This is a genomic window from Alteromonas sp. RKMC-009 (genome assembly GCF_003584565.2).
GTDB lineage: Bacteria > Pseudomonadota > Gammaproteobacteria > Enterobacterales > Alteromonadaceae > Alteromonas.
The window spans coordinates 3,873,984-3,898,499 of record NZ_CP031010.1 but is presented as its reverse complement, the minus strand read 5'-3'; the positions used below and the strand labels follow the sequence as shown (position 1 = coordinate 3,898,499).

Sequence of the window (24,516 nt, the reverse complement as noted above, 5' to 3'; positions counted from 1 at the left end):
GCTGGTTTTCGGGTAAAAAATAACTATTGGAACGCCCAGCATGAAAATATTTAAACCTAACATTATTACCCTAGGCCTGTTGGCCAGCGGTCTCATCCTCTCCAGTTCTGCGTTGCACGCTCAGCAGGCTGAAGAGTCCGTAACAACCAGTGACGACGAATCCATTGAGCGTATTGAAGTACGCGGTTTCAGTTCGAGCCTAATCCAGTCGCTTAACCAGAAGCGCTTCAGTGACACGGTTACCGAGCAGATCTCTGCTGACGATCTTGGTGGCTTGCCCGACGTCTCCATGGCCGATGCATTAACGCGTCTGCCGGGTATTTCGGCAGTGAGAACCGGTGGTCAGGCGGCAGAAATCAATATTCGAGGTCTGTCTGGTGATTTCGTTTTTTCAACCCTGAATGGCAGGGAACAGGTATCTACGAGCGGTAGCCGCGCTATTGAGTTCGATCAGTATCCTTCCGAGCTGATTAATTCCGCCGCCGTTTATAAATCCCCCAAAGCGTCACTGATTGAGGGGGGTGTTGCCGGAACCGTTGAACTACAAACCGCCAGCGCATTGAGTAACGAACAAACGCACACGTTCAATGCCAATGTTCGCGGCATGTTCAATGACAGAGCTGACGAAATCCCTGATGCCGAGGAATATGGTCATCGCCTTAGCTTCTCCTATCAGGGCAAGTTTATGGATGACACGGTGGGTTTGTCTTTGGGTTATGCGCGCCTGTTTCAGCCCAGTGTGTCTACTCAGTTCATTGGCCTGGCCTATAACGGTGCGGTAGATGTGGATGGTATTGAAGGCGACAACGATGCTGCCGGAACTGATTGCCCTGAGTGCGAATACATTTCCGAAGGATTTGAAATGCAGCACAAGGGCGGTGAAGAGACCCGCAATGGCTACATGGCCTCGGTGGAATGGGCGCCAACGGATAACTTCAAACTGAAAGCCGATGCGTTTCTGTCTAAGTTTGATTCCGAAGCTTTTGCCCGCGGCTTCCGGGTCAAGCTGGGTGGCATTAACGCCAATATCATTAATCCGGTGGTGGTAAATAACAGTGTCATTGGCGGTACCTTCGCCCGATCTGATAATAGCTTCACCCGTGTAGAACTGGTGAATGATGATAACCAGGATTTCGATCAGGTGGCCAGCTTCGGGATCAAAGCCGACTGGCAGATAACCGATAATTTGGCTGCACAGTTTGATATTTCAAAATCCACGGCAGAAAGTGATTTCCGCAACGGATTGCTGTGGTCGCTGGTGGCGGAAGATGCCAGTGCTGCAAATCCGACCTTTGATGAAAACGTGCAAATCAGTTATCTGCTGAATGGCCTCGACTTGCCGGATCTGGCGTTTAATCAGACTGACGCGTTTACCGATCTGAATCGCGCCATGATCAGCAAATACGGTATTTATCCATACGAAAACAAAGATGACCTCGATGCTTACCGGGCAGATTTCCAGTATTTCCTCGATATGCCGGTAGTATCTGGCATTGAGTTCGGCTACCGCTATTCTGACCGTGAATACAGTAATGACCGTTCAGTCTTCGAATACGGTAACGACGGCGGCTTCTCAGTCAGTCAGCCGCCGCTGAATATCACTGAAGGGATGTCTGAAGTGGTGGACTGGTCCGGGGATTTTGCCTATTTCCCCAGTTATCTTTCTATCGACCTGAACACCGCACTGAACGCGTGGTTTCCCGACGGCATTCCGCAACCGGTGCAAACCTGGGGGCCTGGTGCCGCGGGTGTGATCAATGGCGATGGTACAAGCGCCGCGTCGGCCTGGACGATACAGGAAAGTGGTGAAGTATTTGAAACAGTAAACGCAGCATATCTGATGGCGAATCTGGACACAGAATTGTTTGGCATACCCATGACCGGTAATGTGGGCGTGCGTTATGTGCGTACCAAACAGGCATCCACCACGCTGCAGCGCGCCACGCAGATGATTACCGATCCCGAGACCGGTGCCAGTGTGGAAGTGAGCGATCCTATCGCCGGTGCGCAGAACATCACAGACGAAGTGGGCCTGATCAACAACTTCTATCGCCCGACAGTACTGACTCACGAATTTACCGATGTGCTGCCGTCCATCAACCTGAACTTTAAACTGACCGATAATTCACAGCTAAGGGTTGCTGCAGCCAAAGTCATGGGCCGGGCGCCAATCAACCGCTTTGCGGCAAACGCCTCGACCAATGTTGAAACGATTACCGCTACCATGGACAGAGACTCCGGCGAAATCACCCTGTCTCAACCCACTGCGCGGGTAAATGGGTCGGCACGCAACAGCCCGTATCTGGAACCTTTCTATGCAACGCAATACGACCTGTCTTACGAATATTATTTCGACGAAACCGACGGCGCGCTGGTTGTAGCGGGCTTCTACAAGAACATTGAATCCTTCATCGAGAATATTGCTGTAGAGCCTTATGACTTTGAAGGTAACGGTTTCACCGTGCCGGAATCTGTTCAGGTGCCGGTGTATCTGGAAAGTGAGTTCAGCGGCCAGGAGCCTGAATTCGCTCTGGATGCCGCCGGCGATCCGCTGTTCGTGACAGTGCCTACCGAAAATGGCCGGTACGAAACGGCGATTAATAATGCCGAGGGCGGTTACATTCGCGGTATCGAAATCGCTTACACCGAGATTTACAGCATGCTGCCAGGCATGTGGTCTGGTTTAGGTATGAGCGCCAGCTATTCGTTCACCGAAAGTGAAATCCAGCGAACATTAAGTGAAGGCGTGTTTGCCAGCCAGTTACCGGGTCTGTCCGAGAATGTGGTAACGGCGACACTGTTCTGGGAGTACGAAGGTTTCGAAACCCGGGTGTCTGCCCGCTATCGTGATGCCTTCGTATCCCAGCAGGTAGCGGTAAATGATCAGACCGTAAACTTCGACGATGAGCTGGTGATTGACTATCAGGCCTCATACGAAATTAACGACAACCTGAGCATGCTGTTCCAGGTGAACAACCTCACCGACGAACCAACCCGAAGCTATTTCTCGACACCGGAGCAAACAGGCACACTGCAATTCTTCGGTACCCAGTATTACCTCGGTCTGACCTATTCACTGTGAGAACAATAATCATGAACAAACTGAATAGCGCCAAAGCGAATGGACGTAAATGGACATCAGATATGACCAGACTTACCAAACAGACTTGCGGGCTGCTGGCCTGCATACTGACACTTTTTGTATTAACCGGTTGTGGCGGCCCGGATATCGAATCGGGTAGCAATAACCTGCTTACCTGCGACTCGCCGCTGATCCCGGATTCAACGGGCACACAGTGTGTCGCGCCGCCTCCCATCGAGTGCGATCCGCCAACCGTACCGAATGAAGCCAACAATGCTTGCGTAGTGGGGGCCGATCCGACATTACCTGATCCGGTGTTCTTCCCGGGAGAATATCAGGCGGTGCTTTATTACAACCGCGGTTCAGTGGATGCCGATAATGTACCTAACGATCCTGCCTACGAAGGCTGGCGTCTGCATACCTGGAACAATGATACCTGTGATGCTTACGCCGATGCGGATACAGACTGGGCTAACGGTCGTCAGCCAACCGGTATCGATCCGAATTTCGGGGCCTACTGGGTGCTGGAGCTGAAAGAAAACTATGGTACCTGCCATAACTTCATTATCCACAAAGGTACTGACGATGCCGGTAAGGAAATGGGCGGCGGCGACTTTGCCGGCTCGCTGGTTCAGGATGACGAAACCTATACACGGATGAACTTCACACTGTCTGGTGAAGCAATCATTTTCGAATTTCCGATTATTTCTTTAGGTGAACAACCCGTCGATGTTGAAGGTCTTAGTGCACACTGGCTGGATGTGAATACGATTCTGTGGAACGCACCGGAAGGTGTGGATGTTGTGGAACTGCACTACAGTGAAACCGCCGGTCTGGAATCCACTCTGGAAGATGGCCTCAACGGCACCGTACTGACACTTACCGAAACCACCCTCACCGACGAGCAAATTGCGCTGGCACCTCATCTGCAATCCATGCAGGCGTGGCAGGGCGACTGGGATGAAGCCGCGGCGAAAGCGGTATTGAAAACCCAGACTGCAATTGGCGGCTATAACGGTGAAGGCAAACTGGTTGCTGCAACCGGCATTCAGCTGGCTAACGTGCTGGATGTGCTTTACACCAGCGGCGATGACGATGCCAACGAAGCGACGCTGGGACCGGTTTATACCGACACTGGCATTTCTGCCGTGGTGTGGGCGCCTACTGCACAGCAGGTCAGCCTGCTAAGCTATTCAGACAGCAAGTCGCTGCAGAATACTTATCCGATGACACTGGATGAGAATACCGGGATCTGGCGCTACGACGGCGATATGTCACTGGATCGTACTCTGTACCGCTTTGAGGTTACAGTTTATCACCCCGTCACCGGTGAGCTGGAAACCCTGCAAGTCACCGACCCGTACTCAGTATCGTTATCGACCAACAGCCGTTTCTCACGCTTCGTGAATCTGTCTGATGACGATCTTAAGCCAGACGGCTGGGATACCCAGACCATCCCGACCATTGCCGATCCGGAAGATGCGGTGATTTACGAAGGTCATATCCGTGACTTCAGTATCCTTGATGAATCCACCTCAGAGGCAAACCGGGGTAAATATCTGGCGTTCACGGAAGAAGGCACCGCACCGGTTGCACACCTGCAAAAGCTGGCAGATGCCGGTCTGACCCACTTCCATATGCTACCTGCTAACGACATTGCCAGCGTGGACGAAAATCCTGCAAATGTAGTGAATATCAACGATACCGTAGGTGATTTGTGTCGTCTGAATCGTAATGCCGCAATCTGCGATGAGGAACCGGAAGGCACGGTTATCAAAGATCTGCTGGAAAGCTACGATCCGGCCTCTGAAGGCGGTAAAGCCCAGGCGCTTGTAGATCAAATGCGTGGCTATGATTCTTTCAACTGGGGTTACGATCCGTATCACTTCAATGTGCCGGAAGGCAGCTATGCCTCTGATGCCGAGGGTGTTCAGCGTATCGTTGAAATGCGCGCAATGAATATGGCCTTGCATGAAATCGGTCTGCGGGTTGTGCTGGATGTGGTGTACAACCACACCAATGCTTCAGGCGTGTATCCGCGTTCAGTGCTGGATAAAGTGGTACCGGGCTATTATCACCGTTACGACGTAGAAACCGGCGCGATGGTGCAGGAAACCTGCTGTGAAGATACCGAACCCCGACAGGCGATGATGGAAAAACTGATGCTGGATTCGCTGCTGTTGTGGACTGAGCAGTATAAGTTTGATTCCTTCCGCTTTGACATCATGAGTCAGGCCACGGTCGATACCATGGTGCGTCTGCGCGATGCCGTTCAGGCCATTGACGAAGATAACTATTTCTACGGTGAAGGGTGGCTGAAGGAAGACAGAGGTTACGAGCAGGCCAACCAGATCAATATGGGCGGCACCCAAATCGGTACCTATAACGACCGCATTCGTGATGCTATTCGTTACGGTCATCTGTTTAACCCTGAAAGTGATGAAGCGCTGAGTGCGCAGGATCGCCTGAAAATGGGCATGGCCGGTACACTCACCGACTATGTGCTGGAAACCTCCGGCGGCTCTGCGACCACAACCAGTAGTCTGGGTGGTTACGCACAGGATCCTGCCGATGTGATCAATTATGTATCCAAACACGACAACGAAACCCTGTGGGATCAGTTTAACTACTCATTGCCCATGGATCTCACCCTCGAAGAACGTGTTCGTGCACAGAATATCGGTATCACTCTGCCGCTGATGTCTCAGGGTATTCCGTTCCTCCAAATGGGCGGCGACTTCCTGCGTTCTAAGTCGATGGATCGCAACAGTTACGATGCCGGGGACTGGTTCAACTATGTGGACTTCACCTTCAATACCAATAACTGGAATATTGGCCTGCCGCTGGCAGTAGATAATTCCGCGCGCTGGGATGAAATGAGTGCATTTATCTATGATGCCGAGCGTGCTGCCAGCATGGGCGAAATTGAATTTGCTTCCACGGTGTTCGATGAATACCTGATGATCCGCTCTGGCAGCAAGTTATTCCGCCTGACCACCATGGACGACATCATTCAGCGCGTGGGTTTCCATAACATCGGTGCCCGTCAGCAAGTGGGGCTGGTGGCTATGAGCATTGATGATGGGTATAACGAAACGAGTGAAACACCACTGGCGGACATCGATCCCGCCGTCGATGCCATTATGGTGGTGGTAAACACCGGCTACGAAGAAAAATCCATTACTGTCGCTACGGCAACCGGTTTTGAATTACACAACGTGCTGATCAACTCAGTAGACAATACGGTACGTACGGCCATGTTCACGGAAGGGACCGGCGATGACGAAGGCAACGGTACCTTTACCGTGCCCGCACTGACCACTGCAGTATTCGTAAAACCGCAAATGGGCGCGCAAGGCTATGGCTTGTCGGCTTACGCCACAGCCGGTGCGCCGGATGTTGTGCCGTTTGGTGATACCGTTGCTTATCTGCGCGGTGACATGAACGGCTGGGGCACGGATACACCATTTACCTATCAGGGCGACGGCGTGTACACCGTGACGGCAACACTTAACGCCGGCACCACGTATGGGTTTAAGATGGCGTCGGAAGACTGGGCTACCGTCAACCTGGGAGCGGCAGACGGTTCTGACGGTATTGTTACCCTGGGTAACGACATGGTACTGGGCGTCAGTAATACCAATTTGAGCTTTACGCCAGCAGAAACGGCACTGTATGAATTCCGTGTGGATGCTTCAGATACCAGCGCCCCAATCCTGACAGTTAACTATGACGAGCCATTTGCACCCACCACCGTTTATCTGCGTGGCGATATGAATGGCTGGGGAACGGACGATGCCTTTAGCTACCAGGGCGATAAGGTATACGCCTTTGCTACTACGTTGGAGCCGGGCACTTATCAGTTCAAGATTGCGTCGGAAGACTGGTCTACGGTTAACCTGGGCGGAATGACAAATAACGAGTCAGATACTGCCGTTAACGTGGGTGCAACCCAGTTCCTTGCCGCGACTAACGAAAACCTGGTGCTGACCATTGAAGCGAGCAACAGCTACGTGTTTGTGCTGTCAGCGCGAAATGGTGAAATACCTACCATTGGTGTTTTCGAAGAGCAATTCTTTGGGGCAACACCAGTATTTATTCGTGGCGGCATGAATTCATGGGGTACAGACAACACACTGACGTGGCAGGGCGATGGCACCTATACGGCGGATATCGTGCTTAGCGGTGGTGCAACGGAGTTTAAGGTCGCCTCGGAGGACTGGAGCACGGTGAACTTCGGTAATCCAGATGGCGAAGCCTCAAACGAAGTGATGGTAGATGTTCCCAAAGTGCTGGGGGTCAGTAATAACAACCTGATGATCAACGCTGAAGCCGGCACCTACTGCTTCACGGTATCAGGGCCAGATGGCAGTAAGCCTGTGATAACGGTAACGGCGCTATGATGTTTATCGATGAGATATAGCGATTAGTGAATTACCAAAACAAAAGGGCCGCTCAATTGAGCGGCCCTTTTTCGTATTTACTAGTCTATAGCGCTAAGGCGAACAGTTTAGGTGCTACATCGTGGTAGTCTACCGCCATGGCAATACTGAGGATCGTGATGTTCAGTATGGAGAAGCCGAACACCTGACGCGCCCAGCGTGTCATGTCGATATCAGGGCGATAGCCGCGCAGTGCCATCAGCAGCCACCAGAAGCTGGTGGTACAGGCGACGGCCAGGAAACCAATACCTGTGTATCCTGCAATCGACAGCATCATGGTCACAATCGCGTATACCGCAATGTAAAGCACGATATGCAGTTTGGCCTTTTCGATACCTTCTGCAACCGGCAGTACCGGAATATTCGCCGCTTCATAATCTTTGAAACGGAAAATAGCGATGGCGTAAGAGTGGGGCATTTGCCACAAACTAAACATCACCAGCAGAATGGCAGCGGCAGCATCGAACTGGCCGCTTACCGCACAGTAACCCACAACCGGGGGAACCGCACCAGACAAGCTACCAACCAGTGTGCCGTACACAGAGTTACGTTTCATATACAGGCTATAAACGCCTACATACACCACATAACCCAGTGCAGCGAAAAACACCGCAGTGGCGTTGGTGTACGCCACTAGCAGGGTAAAACCCATCACACCCAGCACAATGCCATGCCAGAATGCGGCTTTCAGCGACATTTCCCCGGTCACGGTAACCCGGGAGCGGGTACGTTGCATCTTGGCATCAATATCCCTGTCAATGCAGTTATTAATTGCACATCCGGATGCAACAACCAGTGATAAGCCAATCAGCGTTGCCGCCATCAGCATAAAGTCAACGTCCCCCCGTGATGCCAGCAGAAAACCACCGGCGACAGAGATCAGGTTGCCCATAATAATGCCGGGCTTAGTCACGGTTAAATATCGACGAAATACAGGTTTCATATTTCCAGTTTACCTCGCGTACGCTCAGAAAATGTACCAGCCGGGAGGCTAGTACATCATCATCGCGTTAGACTCGTAAATGATCCAGACAGACAGACCGACTACCATGAAGATAATCAGGGCACTGAACAGGAACGAGAACGTGCTTGCACGGCCATCTTCGGTAACGAAGTTCAGGTGCAGGAAGTATTTGAGGTGAACCCAAATCTGTACCAGACCTAACGTAACGATACTCCAGATAGTGGTGCCTTTAGAGAAGTCGCCTTCCATAACCATCCAGAAAGGGATGACTGTCAGGATGACCGACAGTACAAACCCAATCACATAGGATTTCACATCACCATGGTCGTTTGCATGGCTAACAGCGTGAGAATCGTGCTGACTCATTACAGTGCTCCCATTAGATAAACAACGGTGAATACGCAAATCCAGACGATGTCCAGGAAGTGCCAGAACAGGCTTAAGCAGCTCAAGCGCGTAACAGTTTGATCTTTCAGACCACGACGCATCACTTCGATGATCATGATGGTCATCCAAATCAGACCTGAAGTTACGTGCAGACCGTGCAGTCCTACCAGCGAGAAGAACGCGGTGAGGAAGGCACTGGTATCAGGGCCGTTACCGTGAACGATCAGGTGATGGAATTCATAGATTTCCATACCGATGAACACGGCACCAAAAACCCACGTCACAGCCAACCATAACAGTGTGCCGCCTTTGTTTTGCTTGTGCGCTGCAATCATTGCGAAGCCGAAGGTGATACTACTTAACAGTAGTGCCGCGGTTTCAACTGCAACGAAGTCCAGTTCAAAGATGTCTTTACCAGACACGCCACCGGCAGTGTTCATGAACAACACTGCGTAGGTTGCGAAGAACGAGGCAAATAACAGACAGTCGGTCATCAGGTAAACCCAGAAGCCGAAAACGCTATTACTCTCGTGATGCTCGTGGTCGTGATCGTGATGCATATCAGTAGCTACTGAGCTCATGCGTTCACTCCTTTAGCATTAGCAGATAAATGCTCTGCTTCGATTTTCTCTACTTCATCAACCTGTACGTAGTAATCTACGTCGCTGGTGTAACAGCGCTTGATGAATACTGCGATACCGGCGATGAAACCAACAGCGGCCAGCCACCAGATGTGCCAGATAAGTGCAAAACACATTACCGTGAAGCTCATGCTCATGAAGAAACCAGCAGAGGTGTTCTTAGGCATGTGAATCGGGGCATATTTCTCAGGCTTCTGATACGCTTCGCCACGCTCTTTCATGTCAGTCCATGCATCAATGTCTTTGATGTGAGGAATAACAGCGAAGTTGTAGTACTGAGGCGGAGACGCAGTTGACCACTCCAGCGTGTGACCATTCCACGGATCACCCGTAGTATCTTTAAGTGCTTCTTTGTTCTTAAAGCTGATGAACAGTTGCAGCAACTGGAAGAAGATACCTGCAGCGATGATGAATGCACCACCCGCAGCAATGTACAGCCAGATGTTCCAGTCTGGATTGTCAGTGTGGTTCAGACGACGGGTCATTCCTAAGAAGCCCAGAACGTACAATGGCATGAACGCAACCATGAAACCAATCTGCCAGCACCAGAATGCCGCTTTACCGGTTTTCTCATCCAGTTTGAAGCCCATCGCTTTCGGGAACCAGTAAGCAAAACCTGCCAGGTAACCGAATACCGCACCACCGATGATAGTGTTATGGAAGTGAGCAATCAGGAACAAGCTGTTGTGCAGTACGTAGTCAGCACCCGGGATAGCAAGCAGTACGCCTGTCATACCACCAATGGTGAAAGTAACCATGAAGCCTAACGTCCACAGCACAGGTGTTGTGATAGTCAGACGGCCACGGTACATAGTGAACAGCCAGTTAAACAGTTTAACCCCGGTCGGTACGGCGATAACCATCGTCATGATACCGAAGAAGGCGTTAACGTTTGCGCTGGAACCCATTGTGAAGAAGTGGTGTAACCAAACAATGAAGCCCAGGATTGCAATTGCACCCGACGCGTACACCATTGACTTATAGCCAAACAGACGCTTCGCAGTGAAGGTAGAAATGATTTCCGAGAAGATACCGAATGCTGGCAGAACCAGAATGTATACTTCAGGGTGACCCCACGCCCAGAACAGGTTGATGTACATCATCGAGTTTCCACCTAAATCATTGGTGAAGAAGTGGAAATCAAGATAACGGTCAAGCGTAAGCATCGCCAGTACTGCAGTCAGAATAGGGAATGACGCAGCAATCAGGATGTTACCCCAGGTACAAGTCCAGGTGAAGATAGGCATTTGCATCAGTTTCATGCCCGGCGCACGCATCTTGAATACAGTTACCAGGAAGTTAACCCCGGTCAAGAGCGTCCCGAGCCCGGATATCTGCAAGGCCCATATGTAGTAATCAACCCCGACACCCGGAGAGTACTCCAGACCCGCCAGTGGCGGATAAGCAACCCAACCGGTTTTCGCAAACTCACCTACACCTAAAGACAGGTTGATAAGAATTGCACCACCAGCGGTCAGCCAGAAGCTCAGGTTGTTCAGGAACGGGAAGGCAACGTCACGAGCACCAATCTGCAGCGGAACGATGATGTTCATCAGGCCCACCATAAATGGCATTGCCATAAAGATGATCATGATAACACCGTGCGCGGTGAAGATTTGGTCGTAGTGTTCCGGCGGCAGATAGCCTTCTGCGCCGTTTGTTGCCGCAGCGAGCTGCGTACGCATCATGATAGCGTCGGCAAAGCCACGCATAAGCATGATAAGTGCAAGCAGGATATACATGATACCCAGGCGTTTGTGGTCGATGGACGTGATCCAGTCACGCCACAGCGGGCCCCATGCTTTGTATTTGGTGATCAGACCTGCGATCACCAGACCAAGTACTGCAACTACCGCAAGCGTAACCATTACGATTGGCTCGTGGTACGGTACAGCCTCAATAGATAATTTACCTAAAAAAGACATACTTACTCTTCAACCCCCATGTGATGGCCTTTGTGCTGCATCGCCTCGGCTTTTACGCCTGTAGCAGCATTAGCTGGCTTACCATAGAAATCCATAGAGCCATGATCTTTCATGTACTTCATGATGATTTCGTGGAACAGACCGTCGCTGACCGTGCTGTAATAAGTGACAGGGTGGTTTTCACTATCTTCAGCTAATTGCTTAAAGTTCTCAGAAGTCAGGGAACCGCCTTCTGATTTTACTTTCTGAACCCAGGCATCAAAGTCGGCTTCAGTTGGCGTAGCAATGGTGTCGAACTTCATACCAGTGAAACCCGCACCGCTGTAGTTCGCAGAAATACCTTTGTAGGTACCCGGCTCATCAGCAATCAGGTGTAACTGAGTTTCCATGCCTGCCATTGAGTAGATTTGGCTACCCAACTGAGGAATGAAGAACGAGTTCATTGTGCCTTCAGAAGTGATTTTGAATGAAACTGGCTTGTCAGCCGGAATCACCAGTTCGTTAACCGTTGCAATGCCTTGCTCAGGATAAATGAACAGCCATTTCCAGTTGAGTGAAACCACTTCAACAGTCATGTGCTCGCCTTTATCTTCAAGCGGTGCATAAGGGTCTAATGCGTGGGTTGATTGCCACGTAATGATGCCCAGTGCAATGATGATCAGAATTGGAATAGACCAAACCGTGGCTTCAATCTTGGTAGAGTGAGCCCATTTCGGTGTGTAGACTTCAAAGTCGCGGCTCGCGCGGTATTTCCAGGCGAAATACAGCGTCAGTACAATCACCGGAATAACAACGATAAGCATCAGAATCGTACACAGAATGATCAGGTTCTTTTCTTCAATACCTACCTGTCCTTTCGGATCAAGTACGCCACCGCTACAACCGGCCAGTAACAGCACGATTGACGCAAAAGCTAATTTAGAAAGGTTACGAATAGACAAAAGCATTTTCCTATAACCCGGGTTCAACGTTATTGCCGTCAGAGACGACACGCGTAATATTCCGATAGTGACTATCGAAGGTTTTCGAACAAGTGAACACGGCGTGAACCAGCAGAGGAGTGACCCGCGACGCGCTCTTGATTACAGACGTACCTGAGGCACGTCTGTAATCAACAGAAAATCACTTGTCAGAAGGTGGTGCGCGACTGCCGGATTGTTGTACAAACGGCTGTCGGTAATCGTCGTTAACGATTAAAACTGGTTTCGGGGAGGCAGCAACACCGGCGCGCGCTAACGGGGCGGGCTGTAGCTGAATACCCAATAAACAGATGAGCAGGACTGCTGAAAAGAAGAACACAGATAATGCTTCGTGCATCACTGCCAGGGAATGAGGTTCGACAACAAGGTTGTCATGCAGGGCACCGACAAACTCCGATGAGTCCGCCATGATACCGCTGATAATTAAAGACACGTTGAATACCAGTACGAGGGTCGCCAGCCAAAGCACCACCCCAACACGCGTGGTGCTGTCAATTGCCATACGGTTTAAGGAAACCGCATAAGCATTGTTGGTGAGCAATGAGGTAATCATGCTGACTATCTGTCCTCGTGTGTACCGGTCATGCTGAATTGTCTCGAAACGACTTTTCAACAGGAAATTAGTCTTCGGGCGTCAGAGAGTAGAGAAAAATCACCGGGGACTCAAGTGAAGTAAAAGAGACTAAGAACAGATTTCCGGCAGGCGTGAAAACGTCTTGTGATCGCTGTTAACATTTTGTTTTCATTTGGGGCGGGGTTGATCCATATCAATTTAAGACAATATGAGTCAATATCCGACCTGATCGCTCCTAAGGTCTTATGGACGCATGACCAAAGTCGTAGTTTTTTCCTTTTACCCTTACCAATAGTCCCTGATTTTGTTGTGGATTTAACAATCGCGCAACAATAGTTAAATAGTGGAAATATTCAGATAAGGAGCGTGAACCTGCGATTTTTGCGACTACGATTCGGTTGTTTTTTGTTCGTTAGTAAAGGTTTTTGCGGGCCGGATGGCGTTGTTGAAATGAAACCAGCCGGTAAAACTGTAGAGAACAGCAATACCAAGTACCAGCAGGTGATACCATAAATATGGCAGGTAAGCTGCTGTGGTCACACCCAGGGTAGTAGCCATGAATACCCCTCCGTCTGACCACGGAATCATCGGTGTCACCACCGTTCCGCCGGATTCTGCATTACGGGACAGTACCCGCCGGTCCGTACCCGTCGCATCATAGTTTTTACCGGTAATCGTGCTGGCGGTAATCAGTGATACATAGGCCGCGCCACCCAATATATTGCCAATGATCCCTGCCAGTAGTGTGGATAAACCCAGTTTTGTTACGTTATCAGCCCAGCGTTGCAGTGAGGTGGTGATGGTAGCCAGTACACCGGTGGCTTCCATCAGGCCGCCGATGCCCAGAGCCAGAATGATAAGCAGAATATTTGGCAGCATAGACATCATACCGCCGCGGTTCAGCAGCACGGCGATAACATTGTCATCAGATTCGATGTGGCTACCGTCATACAGCGTTTCCAATGCCGGTATGACATCCTGCTGCTGAAATAAGACGGCCCAGACAACCCCAAGTAAAGCACCAAAGAAGATAACCGGAACCGCCGGCTGACGAAGAATGAGCAGGGTGATGACCGCCAGTGCGGGCAAGATCATAAACGGACTGACCGTAAACCAGGCATCTATAACAGCCATAACTTCTGTTGCCCGTCCGGTACTTCCCTGATGGCCTGTGAGAATGCCGGTGAACAAAAACAGGGCACTGGCAATCACTATGGCGGGTACACTGATATAAAGCATGGATTTAATATGTTCGATGAGATCGACTCTGCACAATGAGGCCGTCATCACGGTGGTGTCAGACAGCGGGGATAATTTATCTCCCACATAAGCCCCTGAGATGGCAGCACCGGCGACAAGAGGGGCGGGCAGACCAAAGCCTTCACCAATCCCCATCATGGCGATGCCTGCGGTACCGATAGTACCGAAGGATGTACCGGTCGCCAGGGAAGTTACCGCACAGATAAAAAATGCGGCGAACAGGAATATCTGAGGTGTCATCACAGACAGGCCGTAATAAATAATAGAAGGCACAATGCCGCCGGCCATCCAGCTGCCAATCAGTGCACCCACTGCGATGAGTACGAGAATGGCTTCCATACCCTGAGAGATGCCGGTAAGCAGTCCGTTTTGCATGGATTCATAACTGCGACCGAGCCATTTCCCCAGCCCGAGGGTGGCAAACCAGGCGCCCAGAAGCGCCAGCTGAATAGGAAGCGGAGTATATTGGGTCATAACAATTATCATCAGAATAATTACGCCGGCGAGTAATCCGACCTGGAGCAGAGAAGGTTGTCTGACTGTTTGCATGATTCTGCATCCTTGTATATGTCCCGTTCCTGCTGATAAAAGCGGGCTCTTTTATTATCTTAGTGGCCGGAGAGGGCAGGTAAGTTAATCTAAATCAATAGCTTATTATTCTTCTGGCTAATTTCTACCCTATCGGAATCAACGACACAGCGCAATCGCAACATCGCGCAATACTGACTGTTCAACGGAAATTACCCGTCTTGTATGAAAAACAGCTATTGCTGATAACAAATGCTGCTGGCAAAGCCGTGACTTTCTTTATAGACTGCGGCCTTTACAACAGGTTTCCGGTGAACAACGGCAAAAGATAAAGAGCCCGCAAGAGGTTTTGCCGTCAGACAGGCGCCGGGAAGGACACAAGAAGGGTTCAGAGAATGTCTCAAAATAAAGTTGGTTTAGTTGGCTGGCGCGGTATGGTCGGCTCTGTATTAATGCAAAGAATGCAGGAAGAAAACGATTTCTCATTCATTGAGCCAACCTTTTTCACGACCTCTCAAAAAGGGTTACCTGCGCCGGATTTCGCCGGTAAAGATTGCGGTGTACTGGAAGATGCCAATGACATCGAAGCACTGGCAAAGCAGGATATTATTATTACCTGTCAGGGTGGTGATTACACTAAAGAAGTCTATCCGGCACTGCGCGAAAGCGGCTGGAATGGCTACTGGATCGATGCTGCCTCAGCTCTGCGGATGAAAGATGATGCTGTGATCATTTTAGATCCGGTAAACCGTGGTGAAATTGATAAAGGTCTGCAGGGCGGCGTAAAAACCTATGTAGGTGGTAACTGTACAGTATCGCTCATGCTGATGGCGCTGGGTGGTTTGTTTGAAGCAGATCTGGTTGAGTGGGCATCGCCTATGACTTATCAGGCAGCCTCCGGTTCCGGTGCAAAGCACATGCGTGAATTGCTCAGTCAGATGGGCGCAGTGTACGGTGATGTGAAAGCGTTGGTAGACGACCCGTCGACAGCTATTCTCGACATCGACCGTCAGGTTGCTGAATTTATCCGCTCTGATGAAAACCCGACAGATCAGTTCGGTGTGCCACTGGCCGGCAGCCTTATCCCGTATATCGATACACAACTGCCGTCAGGTCAAAGCCGTGAAGAATGGAAAGCGCAGGCTGAAGCGAACAAGATCCTGGGTACTCAGGACTCACCGGTACCGGTAGACGGATTATGTGTTCGTGTTGGTGCAATGCGCTGTCACAGCCAGGCTATTACTCTGAAGCTGAAAAAAGACCTGAGTGTTGAAGAAATCGAAGGTTTACTGGCGAAGCACAATGACTGGGTGAAAGTGATCCCGAATGACCGTGAGATCACCATGCAGGAACTGACGCCGGCAAAAGTAACCGGTACTTTATCGATTCCTGTCGGTCGTATCCGTAAACTGACAATGGGGCCGGAATACATTTCTGCCTTCACTGTCGGTGATCAGTTATTGTGGGGCGCGGCTGAACCGCTGCGTCGCATGCTGCGGATTATCCTGGACGCATAAAACGTTAAAAAAGCATAAAACGGAAGGGCGATGTGAAAACATCGCCCTTTTTTGTCTGGTCCGGAGTTACTTTTACCAGCGGCTACTGTTCTTTGTCTGACTTCGCCTCTTCTTCGCTGAGATCGGTGACAGATACCGAGCCCCGGGCCACAGCGAACCGGGTACGTAGATCATCAAGTACTGCCAGTTGAGACGGCGATAAACGGGTGCTCGTTGGTGTCTTAGAAACCCATTCCTCCATCATATGAGTGGGAACTAATGCGCTGCCGCTCACTACAACTGAATCTAACATAGCTGCACTGTTGGTCGCACCAGACCCGCCGTAACTACGCTGGTCACCCATTACACTTGCCAGTTGCCAGTCTTTCATGGCGAAATCCAGCGATTTTGCCTTATCGATCTCCTCAGTCATTTCACCGCCGAGATACGTCAGGATATGCGCTTTCAATGCCGCCTCATCGTTATGAAACCAGTTCAGGTTGCGCTCATAGAACACTGAAACCTTGCCGTCGTAGTAGGTGCCACGATTTGAATTAATAAATTCAGTGGCAGACTTTTTCAGCGTCCGCCATATTCCGCGACTACGAAATGCCCGTTTCTGGATGCCGGGGCCGCCAATATTGCCCTGAAACAGGCCATAAAGGATAAGCGGATTGCTGTCATATTTTTCCTTCAGGATTTTATCTTTAATGTCATTCAGGCTGAGAGGGATCCCTGCTACTGTCATGACTTTGTCATCAAGGAAATACTTGTCTTCTTCGGGATCGAGGTAGCGACTCATGCTGTAGACCGGATAGCGTTTAGCAATCTCATTGAGCATGGTGAAGTTATAGAGATTCAGCCAGTATGCCAGTTGCTCATCTGTACTGAGAAGAGGCAAAGGAATCTCATCGGGCAGGGACATCAGACTGGCCTGCATATCTGCCAATGTGGAAACCACCTGTTCATTGTCAAAGGCGGTAAAGTAGAATTTATTACCCTCCAGTACCGTCAACGGATTAATGCGCACTTTCAGGCGCGTACCCACTCTGGAATCTATGTTCTCCGCTTTTTGCCTTTCAGACCAGCCGGTCACAGAAACAAATGTTTTTAAGAACGTATCCAGATCATCATATTGCAGATAAAGCTTGTTGTCTTGCGCATGGCCTCTGAAAACTTCCGGTACACCGGCTTCTCCGGCGTAACTCAGCAAACTGATAAACAGGAATGCAAAGCACAGGCAACAGGCATTCTTCATCACAATAATCCTTTTGTTTGAACACTTTATGTACTGCCATTTATACGCCCGGGGACAAAGGAAAGTAAATAGGAAGAGCCGATTATGCCAGGCATGTGCGGAAGTCTGCCGCACTGAGTATGACACCGGAAGAAAAAGGCCGGGAGCCGATGGAAGTAACAAAGATGTTACTGTAATGTGTCATTCAGCAGATTAGGGACACACTTATCTGTAAACCCCGGGAATATTGTTAAGGATGGTCTGTGAAAATCAATCAACATAAAAAATTGCTGCTGGCAGTGTGTGCATTGTCAGCCTTTAGTGCCGGTTCGATGGCTGCAACATCTTCATCTCAGCAAAATGTGCTGACCGCAACTGAAGTCAAAGAGGGCTGGAAGTTGCTGTTTGACGGCAAGACACTGGATGGATGGCACTTATTTCAACATCCTGATGCTAAGCCTTCATGGATAGTGCAGGACGGCACTATCACTGTCGATCTGCGTACCAGCGGTGTTCAGCATGGCGACCTGACATCAGATGCTGAATTTGAAAACTATGAACTGGCTTTCGAATGGAAAACAACCGTAGATGGTAACAGCGGTGTATTTATTAATGTGCAGGAAAACCCGGAAAATCAGCTTGCCTGGCAAACCGGACCTGAATATCAGCTTCTGGGTCCTGAACATATCGATAATAAAAAGCCGGCGAAAAATCCGGGTTGCCTGTACGGTTATTCCGCACAGCTTACACAAACTTCAGTGCATGAGCAGGGGCAGTGGAATCAGTCGGTTATCAGGCAAAATAACGGTGAAGTGGCCTTTTACCTGAATGGCAATTTAACCGCGAAAGTTGACCTTGGTAGTCAAGAGTGGAAAGACTGGGTATCTCAGTCCAATTTTAAAAGCTTTGCTGATTTCGGCAAGGCTACCAAAGGGCACATCGTGCTGCAGGAATGGACCTCACCGGTTGCTTTCCGGAATATCAAAATAAAAGAGTTGTAAGCTGGCTACAACGAAGCGGAGAAAAGGGCTTCCTGCGCTCAGGCGGCAACCTGTTTAAAGCCCGTAACGCTTTGAGAGCCGTCAGCGTTTGTACTGTGTCGGGCAATAGGCGCGCTCAATGCCGGAATGACGTAACTTCAGATGTTTAGTTTGTCTTCCATGCATACGTTTCCGCCACATGCGAAAGGATGACGGTTTCATCTCCTTTCGCATGAGCTTTATTACTGCAGACTCATTGAGTCCGTAGAGTTTCTCTATTGCTTCAAACGGTGTTCTGTCTTCCCAGGCCATTTCTACTACGCGGGACAATTCTGCCGGTGTCATACAAGCTCCTCTTTTACGGGCAGGTAGCATAGCGGATATCAGACAGTACAGAACAAGTCTGCGGTATGGTTTAATGATATTTAATGTCTGGCTCAGCGGTAAGCGTGTCTCTTTGCATTTTTATTCTCTTTTAAGTTCATGGTCTGCAATTATTTTTCTCTTGCACCGGGCCTGCAGCCAAAAAATGCGGGAAGATTCCCTGCTGATGCTTTTATACTGACTTCATACAAACACAAACGGACCTCACTATGAAAAACTGGGTTGCAGAGGCGATCAGAAAAATTAATGCGGATTTTCAGCGCTCCGCTGATACGCACCTTATTAAGCTTGAAGGACTCAATCTGAAGGGTATTGATATCTATCTGAAAGATGAGAGTACCCATCCCACCGGCAGCTTAAAGCATCGTCTGGCCCGTTCCTTATTTCTCTATGCCCTGTGCAACGGCAAAATTGGTGAAAACACGACTATCGTTGAAGCATCCTCCGGCAGCACAGCTGTGTCTGAAGCGTATTTTGCCCGTATGCTGGGTATTCCGTTTATTGCAGTGATGCCCCGCAGCACGGCACAAAGCAAAATTAACCTGATCACCCGTTTCGGTGGACGCTGCCATTTTGTGGAATGTCCCACCCATATGCACGATGAAGCCGTCCGGCTGGCGCAGGAGTGTAACGGCTATTTTATGGATCAGTTCATGTTCGCTGAGCGGGCCACTGACTGGCGGGGTAATAACAACATTGCTGAAAGTATTTTTGGTCAGATGTCCGCTGAACCTCACAGTGTGCCCCACACCGTGGTCATGAGCGCCGGTACGGGCGGTACCTCAGCGACGATTGGCCGTTATATCCGTTACAAGGGGCTGGCGACAGAGCTGGTTGTTGTGGATCCTGAGCATTCTGTGTTTTACGACAGCTATCAGTCAGGAGACCGCACGTTAACCAGTCAGCGGGGGAGTGCCGTTGAAGGTATAGGAAGGCCCAAAGTAGAAGCGTCCTTTCAGCCGGATGTCATCGACAAAATGCTGAAGGTGGAAGACAAAGCCAGTATTGCCACCATTCACTGGCTGGCAGATATTGCCGGGATCCGCGCCGGCGCCTCTACCGGTACTAATTTGTGGGGCGCATTGCAGGTGGCTGCAGGAATGCAATCCCGGGGAGAGCAGGGGTCTATCGTTACGTTGATGTGTGACAGTGGTGAGCGTTATCTTGATACTTACCACAATCTGCAATGGGTAGAGAAAATGTTCGGGGACATCAGCGTTTACACTGAGCAGTTGCAAAAATTTGCATAAACCGGCTGGCAAAAATGACACTTTGAACAATACTCAAAACAGGTATGAGTTTGGATAAAGTGATCTCACAGGTTGAAACAGTCAGGTTTAACAGGTGTCTTCACTGCCGCATTGTTGTTCTCACCCTGCAATAATGCCAGTGACGACTTCCCCGTGGAATTTTCAGGGTTCGCCCGCGTGGTGGCGGGGTATCTGGATACTGATCAGGCTTACTTTGAAGGCTATGAGAATAAAGTCAGTTTCTCAGAGAAGTCATTGCTGGGCTTACAGGCTGATTATGCCCTGACCGGCACGGTATCGGTCTCCGGACAGGTGCTTCTGCACAGTGATGAAAGTCGCGGCTCCGGGCTGGAATGGCTCTACTTAAGCTATGAACCCAACGCAAACTGGCAATTTAAGGCAGGCCGGTTGCGTACACCGTATCTCCAGTATTCTGACGTTTTTGACGTGGGATACGCCTACCCATGGATATCTCCTCCCCGACAGTTGTACGGCAGCTATCTGTTCTTTCCCCGCTACGAAGGAGGGAACGCCCGCTATCAGTTCAACATTGACGATGTCTATTTTGGACTGGAAGGATATTACGGCTCTTTTTCGGATGACATTGAAGCCAGCGGTGAGAGCTTTCACCTTGAGGTGAAGGAGATGTACGGCGGCATCGCCGAAATCAGTTACCGGGGCTGGCAACTGCGCGGTGCCACGTTTATTTCTGCCGACGTGGAAGCTGACATTGACGGTCTGGGAGAGCTGACCGGCGGACTGAAAGCCGCCGGATTTGATGATTTAGCTGATTATTTTTCATTAACGGGACGGGTGGATGCCTACCTCGTAGGAATAAGCTACGACAGCCTGGACTGGTTTATGTCTGCAGAATATGTAGACGTGGAATCCACCATTAATATTCTGGCCGGTATTGAAAACTATTATGTCACGCTGGGACGCTATTTCGGTGATTACCAGTTACTTGTGACCTACGCCAAATCCAATCAGATCCTCGGGGAACTGAACAACACTATCCCCGTTGGTCTGGATCCTCAGCTTGATATGCTCTACTACGGCGTGGAGCAATTGCAGGCCAGATTTCCCACCGATGTGCTGGATTCTGTCACTCTGGCCGGGCGATGGGACTTCCGCCCGGGCATGGCACTGAAAGCGGAAGTAACGTTTTTAGACGGTGAGCCCGGCAAAACCTCTTTGTTCAAGTTAAAAGCGGGCTCCGAAAACTTTGACCGTCAGGCCGTGTTGTACCAGTTCGGACTGGAGTGGGTATTCTGATGAAGTTGATGAATCTTACTCTCACCCTTGCGCTGTTAATGTCGTCACAGCCTGCAAAAGCCAGTGATGAGATTATTGTGGTAGCAAATCTTGCAGAGCCGGCAGGCACCATGCAAAAGCATGAAGTGCGCAATCTGTTTATGGGCGGAGCTTCGTCCGGGCTTGAACCGGTAACACTTGTCCCCGGCGCGCAAACCAGGCTTATCTTCAATGCACGGATAGTGGGCCTGACAGAGTCCCGTATTCAGTCTTACTGGGCGCAAATGCGGTTCAGCGGCAGAAATAAGGCACCGGTTCAGGTGCAGTCTGTGGATGCCATGATGGAATATTTGCTGGAAAATCAGGGCAGTGTGGGCTATCTCCCTGCAGATGTGACGCTGCCGGAAACACTGACAGTGCTGTACACCTCGGGCTGAAAAGTGGGTTTGCTACATACTATGCTGGCTTTCGAGGGCGGGAATTAACCCGTCCTCTTCATCATTTTCACAAATCGGCTCTGGCCGGCCGTAATAATAGCCTTGTAAAAGGTGACACCCGTGATCTATCAGAAACGTTGCCTGGTCCAGGGTTTCAACGCCTTCGGCGCACACTTTCAGTTTCAGGTGGCGTGCCATCTCAAGAATAGTGACGGTGATAAGTTCTGAACGTTGTGATACACCAATCTGACTGACAAACTGACGGTCGATTTTCAGCGTATCAATGCTGAATTCGGTGAGGTAGCTTAAAGAGGAATACCCTGTACCGAAGTCATCAAGTGCTATTTTGCATCCCAGTGCGCGAAGATCGTCAAAAAACGCATTCCCCGCCTGAAAACTTTTGAGGTAGGCAGATTCCGTAATTTCGAACTCAATGGCACCGGCCAGTCCGCCAAGCTCTCGTATTTTTTCCAGAACAAAAGCTGTGACCGTTTCGTCCTTTAAATCATTGGCTGACAGGTTCAGGGAAATCGTTGTGGTTTCTCCGTATTGTCTGAGAATGTGTTTTACGTCCTTGCATACCTGCGCCATGACCCAGAGTGTGATGACTGATATTTTATTGCTCTGCTCAGCGATGGGGATAAATTCCGCCGGTGACACCATGCCAAGGTGGGGTTATACCAGCGGATCAGTGCTTCAAAACCCACCACCTTACTGCTCTGGTCCACTTTAGGTTGATAGACAAGGAAGAATTCATTGTTCTCAATCGCCGTGTGAATACTGGTAGAGATGCGGATCATACGGTGGTTGTCGTCCTGCATCATGCGGGTGAACAGGGTGAACTGACCCCGACCGTTTCGCTTGGAATGATACATGGCAATATCCGCATTGCTCATTAAGGTGGTCAGGCTGAAGTCGCAGTCCTTTGCCAGCGCAATACCGATGCTTGCGCCTGTTTCCAGTTTCCATTGATCCACCAGTTGATCACTGCCAATAGCCTCAACCAGCCGTGCCGCTACTTCTTCAACCTGTTCCACCGAACTGCATTCCCCAAGAATGATGACAAATTCGTCGCCGCCATGCCGGCCGACAATATCATCCAGCCTCAGGCTGTCACTGATCACATCAGCAATTTTACAAAGCAATTTGTCACCCACGTCATGACCGAAGGAATCGTTCACCATTTTGAACCCGTCGAGATCAAGAAACAGCAGAGCGACATCTTTTTCTTCCCGCTTGGCTCTGGCCAGCTCGATGTTCAGGCACTTCATTAAAAACTGCCGGTTCAGCAATCCGGTAAGGGGGTCGAAGTTCGCCAGCTTTTCCATTTGCTCCTGCTGACGGGTGAGTAGTTTATTTTTCTGCCGGTTAAGTTCGGTTTGTTTGTTGATGTCTGACATCATGCTGTTAAAGCCGTGGGTGAGGGCTTTGATTTCCGACTTACCTTCAATGCTTACTTCTATGGCGTAATCTTTGGTTTCTTCTACGCGGCGCATTTTCTCAATGAGTTTAAACAATGGTTGCAGGGAGCGGCGTTGTAACTCCAGTACAAGAAAAACAGCGGTAAGCAGAATGAAAATAACAAAGGGCACTATGGCAACGATGAACTTTCTCTGGCTGTCTGCAAGTGACTGCTCAATAAGATAGGAAATGACCAGTTTGCCCTGAGGCAGGGCCGGGTCACCAATTATTTTAACTACGCGGATATGGCTGTCTTCAATATGCAGTCCGTAGTCCAGTTCGTGTAGCCTCACATCTTCGGTAGAGCTTTCATTTCCTGAATGCTGCCTGTGTTTAACAAGTGCAGAGCCGATGTAAGCACTAACTATCTCGTTTTGGGTGTTATAGACGCGGGCAAATTCTACATTGTCATATTCATCTAAACGCAAAAGTACACTGATGAGCGGGAACTCATCATCTGCGGCCATGTGTGGCAGCAGATCGTTGGCGAGGTTCTCAGACAAAGCCTGCAGCTCCTGAGAGACGAACTCTTCATAAAGACCTTCGTAAACACGCAACGACACCCACATCACCAGCGCGCTGATGACGGTAATAGAAATAAGCGTTATTGCCGCAATTTCTGTGCGAAGGCTTTTCAAACATTAACCCCGGATGGCGTGACTTTTATATGCTTGGTCTATTCAGAGTATAGTCACGGATTTATAAAGCGCATTGGTGTTGCTCGTGCAATTTCCTGCATGGCGATTTTATAATCATAAATATAGAAAATAACGGGCCGGTAAAGATTAAAATTCTGTCATTGAAAACCGGTTAAAAAATAAGCTGGCTATTCTGATAAACAACTGGTAACATCGCCGCGCCTTTTGAAGGTCCTATTCAAACTTGTTAATGCTATTTCTTTATATTCTTTGTAAGTCTTCACAGAATTACTTCCGGAAAACTACTGATCTACGCCTGTTCCAAACCTGAAAGACCTCATACGTAAATAGGCGTATTTAATTTAACTTATTATTTTTTGGAGTAATTTATGTCTCAGGTAACTGGTACAGTAAAATGGTTCGACGAAGCTAAAGGTTTCGGTTTTATTTCTCAGGAAGGCGGCAAAGACGTTTTCGTACACTTCCGTGCGATCAAATCTGACGGTTTCCGTTCTTTAAGCGAAGGTCAAAACGTTCAGTTCACTATCGAACAAGGCAACAAAGGCCCACAGGCTGCTGACGTAGTAGTACTGTAA

The 24,516-nt window shown here is 49.7% G+C and carries 19 protein-coding genes; 8 read left to right on the top strand and 11 right to left on the bottom strand.

Annotated elements, in window-relative coordinates; all coding sequences use genetic code 11:
• Nucleotides 1-40 precede the first annotated feature (40 nt).
• On the top strand, nt 41-3,082 hold the full coding sequence (locus DS731_RS17130) for a TonB-dependent receptor (protein WP_119502472.1): 3,042 nt from the start codon (nt 41-43) through the stop codon (nt 3,080-3,082).
• Between the two features lie 62 nt (nt 3,083-3,144).
• Nucleotides 3,145-7,485, top strand: coding sequence for an alpha-1,6-glucosidase domain-containing protein (locus DS731_RS17125; RefSeq protein ID WP_119503477.1), 4,341 nt, complete (start codon nt 3,145-3,147; stop codon nt 7,483-7,485).
• An 85-nt stretch (nt 7,486-7,570) separates the two neighbouring features.
• On the opposite strand, the gene cyoE is transcribed toward DS731_RS17125, so the two are convergent.
• The 7 genes from cyoE to nhaC all read right to left on the bottom strand — a co-directional run bounded on the left by cyoE (nt 7,571) and on the right by nhaC (nt 14,804).
• Nucleotides 7,571-8,467 (bottom strand): heme o synthase, encoded by an 897-nt coding sequence (gene cyoE, locus DS731_RS17120; RefSeq protein ID WP_119502471.1) that lies wholly within the window; start codon nt 8,465-8,467, stop codon nt 7,571-7,573.
• 48 nt (nt 8,468-8,515) lie between these two features.
• Nucleotides 8,516-8,854, bottom strand: a complete 339-nt coding sequence (gene cyoD / locus DS731_RS17115) for a cytochrome o ubiquinol oxidase subunit IV (RefSeq protein WP_070126334.1) — start codon at nt 8,852-8,854, stop codon at nt 8,516-8,518.
• Nucleotides 8,854-9,456, bottom strand: a complete 603-nt coding sequence (cyoC, locus tag DS731_RS17110) for a cytochrome o ubiquinol oxidase subunit III (protein WP_119502470.1) — start codon at nt 9,454-9,456, stop codon at nt 8,854-8,856. The genes cyoD and cyoC overlap by 1 nt, the downstream gene beginning before the upstream one ends.
• The gene (gene cyoB, locus DS731_RS17105) at nt 9,453-11,441 is read right to left on the bottom strand and encodes a cytochrome o ubiquinol oxidase subunit I (protein WP_119502469.1); all 1,989 of its coding nucleotides are present in this window, start codon (nt 11,439-11,441) and stop codon (nt 9,453-9,455) included. The genes cyoC and cyoB overlap by 4 nt, the downstream gene beginning before the upstream one ends.
• Nucleotides 11,442-11,443: 2 nt before the next feature.
• A complete protein-coding gene (gene cyoA / locus DS731_RS17100) occupies nt 11,444-12,382 on the bottom strand; it encodes a ubiquinol oxidase subunit II (protein WP_119503476.1) in 939 nt (312 codons plus the stop codon).
• 181 nt (nt 12,383-12,563) lie between these two features.
• Nucleotides 12,564-12,974, bottom strand: a complete 411-nt coding sequence (locus DS731_RS17095; protein WP_119502468.1) for a hypothetical protein — start codon at nt 12,972-12,974, stop codon at nt 12,564-12,566.
• A 408-nt stretch (nt 12,975-13,382) separates the two neighbouring features.
• Nucleotides 13,383-14,804, bottom strand: coding sequence for a Na+/H+ antiporter NhaC (gene nhaC, locus DS731_RS17090; protein ID WP_119502467.1), 1,422 nt, complete (start codon nt 14,802-14,804; stop codon nt 13,383-13,385).
• 374 nt (nt 14,805-15,178) lie between these two features.
• On the opposite strand from nhaC, the gene asd reads away from it, so the two are divergent.
• A complete protein-coding gene (gene asd / locus DS731_RS17085; protein WP_119502466.1) occupies nt 15,179-16,300 on the top strand; it encodes an aspartate-semialdehyde dehydrogenase in 1,122 nt (373 codons plus the stop codon).
• 82 nt (nt 16,301-16,382) lie between these two features.
• Here the strand turns inward: asd and DS731_RS17080 are convergent, their stop codons facing one another.
• Nucleotides 16,383-17,537, bottom strand: coding sequence for a DUF547 domain-containing protein (locus DS731_RS17080; RefSeq protein ID WP_119502465.1), 1,155 nt, complete (start codon nt 17,535-17,537; stop codon nt 16,383-16,385).
• Between the two features lie 242 nt (nt 17,538-17,779).
• Between DS731_RS17080 and DS731_RS17075 the strand changes: the two genes are divergently transcribed.
• The gene (locus DS731_RS17075; RefSeq protein ID WP_202980669.1) at nt 17,780-18,517 is read left to right on the top strand and encodes a 3-keto-disaccharide hydrolase; all 738 of its coding nucleotides are present in this window, start codon (nt 17,780-17,782) and stop codon (nt 18,515-18,517) included.
• A gap of 81 nt (nt 18,518-18,598) precedes the next feature.
• On the opposite strand, the gene DS731_RS17070 is transcribed toward DS731_RS17075, so the two are convergent.
• Nucleotides 18,599-18,841: a TIGR03643 family protein gene (locus DS731_RS17070; protein WP_119502464.1), complete on the bottom strand. Its 243-nt coding sequence runs from the start codon at nt 18,839-18,841 to the stop codon at nt 18,599-18,601.
• 248 nt (nt 18,842-19,089) lie between these two features.
• Between DS731_RS17070 and DS731_RS17065 the strand changes: the two genes are divergently transcribed.
• The 3 genes from DS731_RS17065 (at nt 19,090) to DS731_RS17055 (ending at nt 21,821) form a co-directional block, all read left to right on the top strand.
• Complete coding sequence (locus DS731_RS17065; protein ID WP_119502463.1) at nt 19,090-20,130, top strand: PLP-dependent cysteine synthase family protein; 1,041 nt, start codon at nt 19,090-19,092, stop codon at nt 20,128-20,130.
• A gap of 72 nt (nt 20,131-20,202) precedes the next feature.
• Nucleotides 20,203-21,405: a hypothetical protein gene (locus tag DS731_RS17060; RefSeq protein ID WP_119502462.1), complete on the top strand. Its 1,203-nt coding sequence runs from the start codon at nt 20,203-20,205 to the stop codon at nt 21,403-21,405.
• Nucleotides 21,405-21,821, top strand: coding sequence for a hypothetical protein (locus DS731_RS17055; protein ID WP_181013635.1), 417 nt, complete (start codon nt 21,405-21,407; stop codon nt 21,819-21,821). Before DS731_RS17060 ends, DS731_RS17055 begins: the two co-directional genes overlap by 1 nt.
• 12 nt (nt 21,822-21,833) lie before the next feature.
• Here the strand turns inward: DS731_RS17055 and DS731_RS22435 are convergent, their stop codons facing one another.
• Together DS731_RS22435 and DS731_RS22430 are read right to left on the bottom strand one after the other, a co-directional pair.
• A complete protein-coding gene (locus DS731_RS22435; RefSeq protein WP_119502461.1) occupies nt 21,834-22,484 on the bottom strand; it encodes an EAL domain-containing protein in 651 nt (216 codons plus the stop codon).
• Complete coding sequence (locus tag DS731_RS22430; RefSeq protein ID WP_119502460.1) at nt 22,388-23,920, bottom strand: diguanylate cyclase domain-containing protein; 1,533 nt, start codon at nt 23,918-23,920, stop codon at nt 22,388-22,390. The genes DS731_RS22435 and DS731_RS22430 overlap by 97 nt, the downstream gene beginning before the upstream one ends.
• 389 nt (nt 23,921-24,309) lie before the next feature.
• Between DS731_RS22430 and cspE the strand changes: the two genes are divergently transcribed.
• Nucleotides 24,310-24,516, top strand: a complete 207-nt coding sequence (cspE, locus tag DS731_RS17040) for a transcription antiterminator/RNA stability regulator CspE (protein WP_119502459.1) — start codon at nt 24,310-24,312, stop codon at nt 24,514-24,516.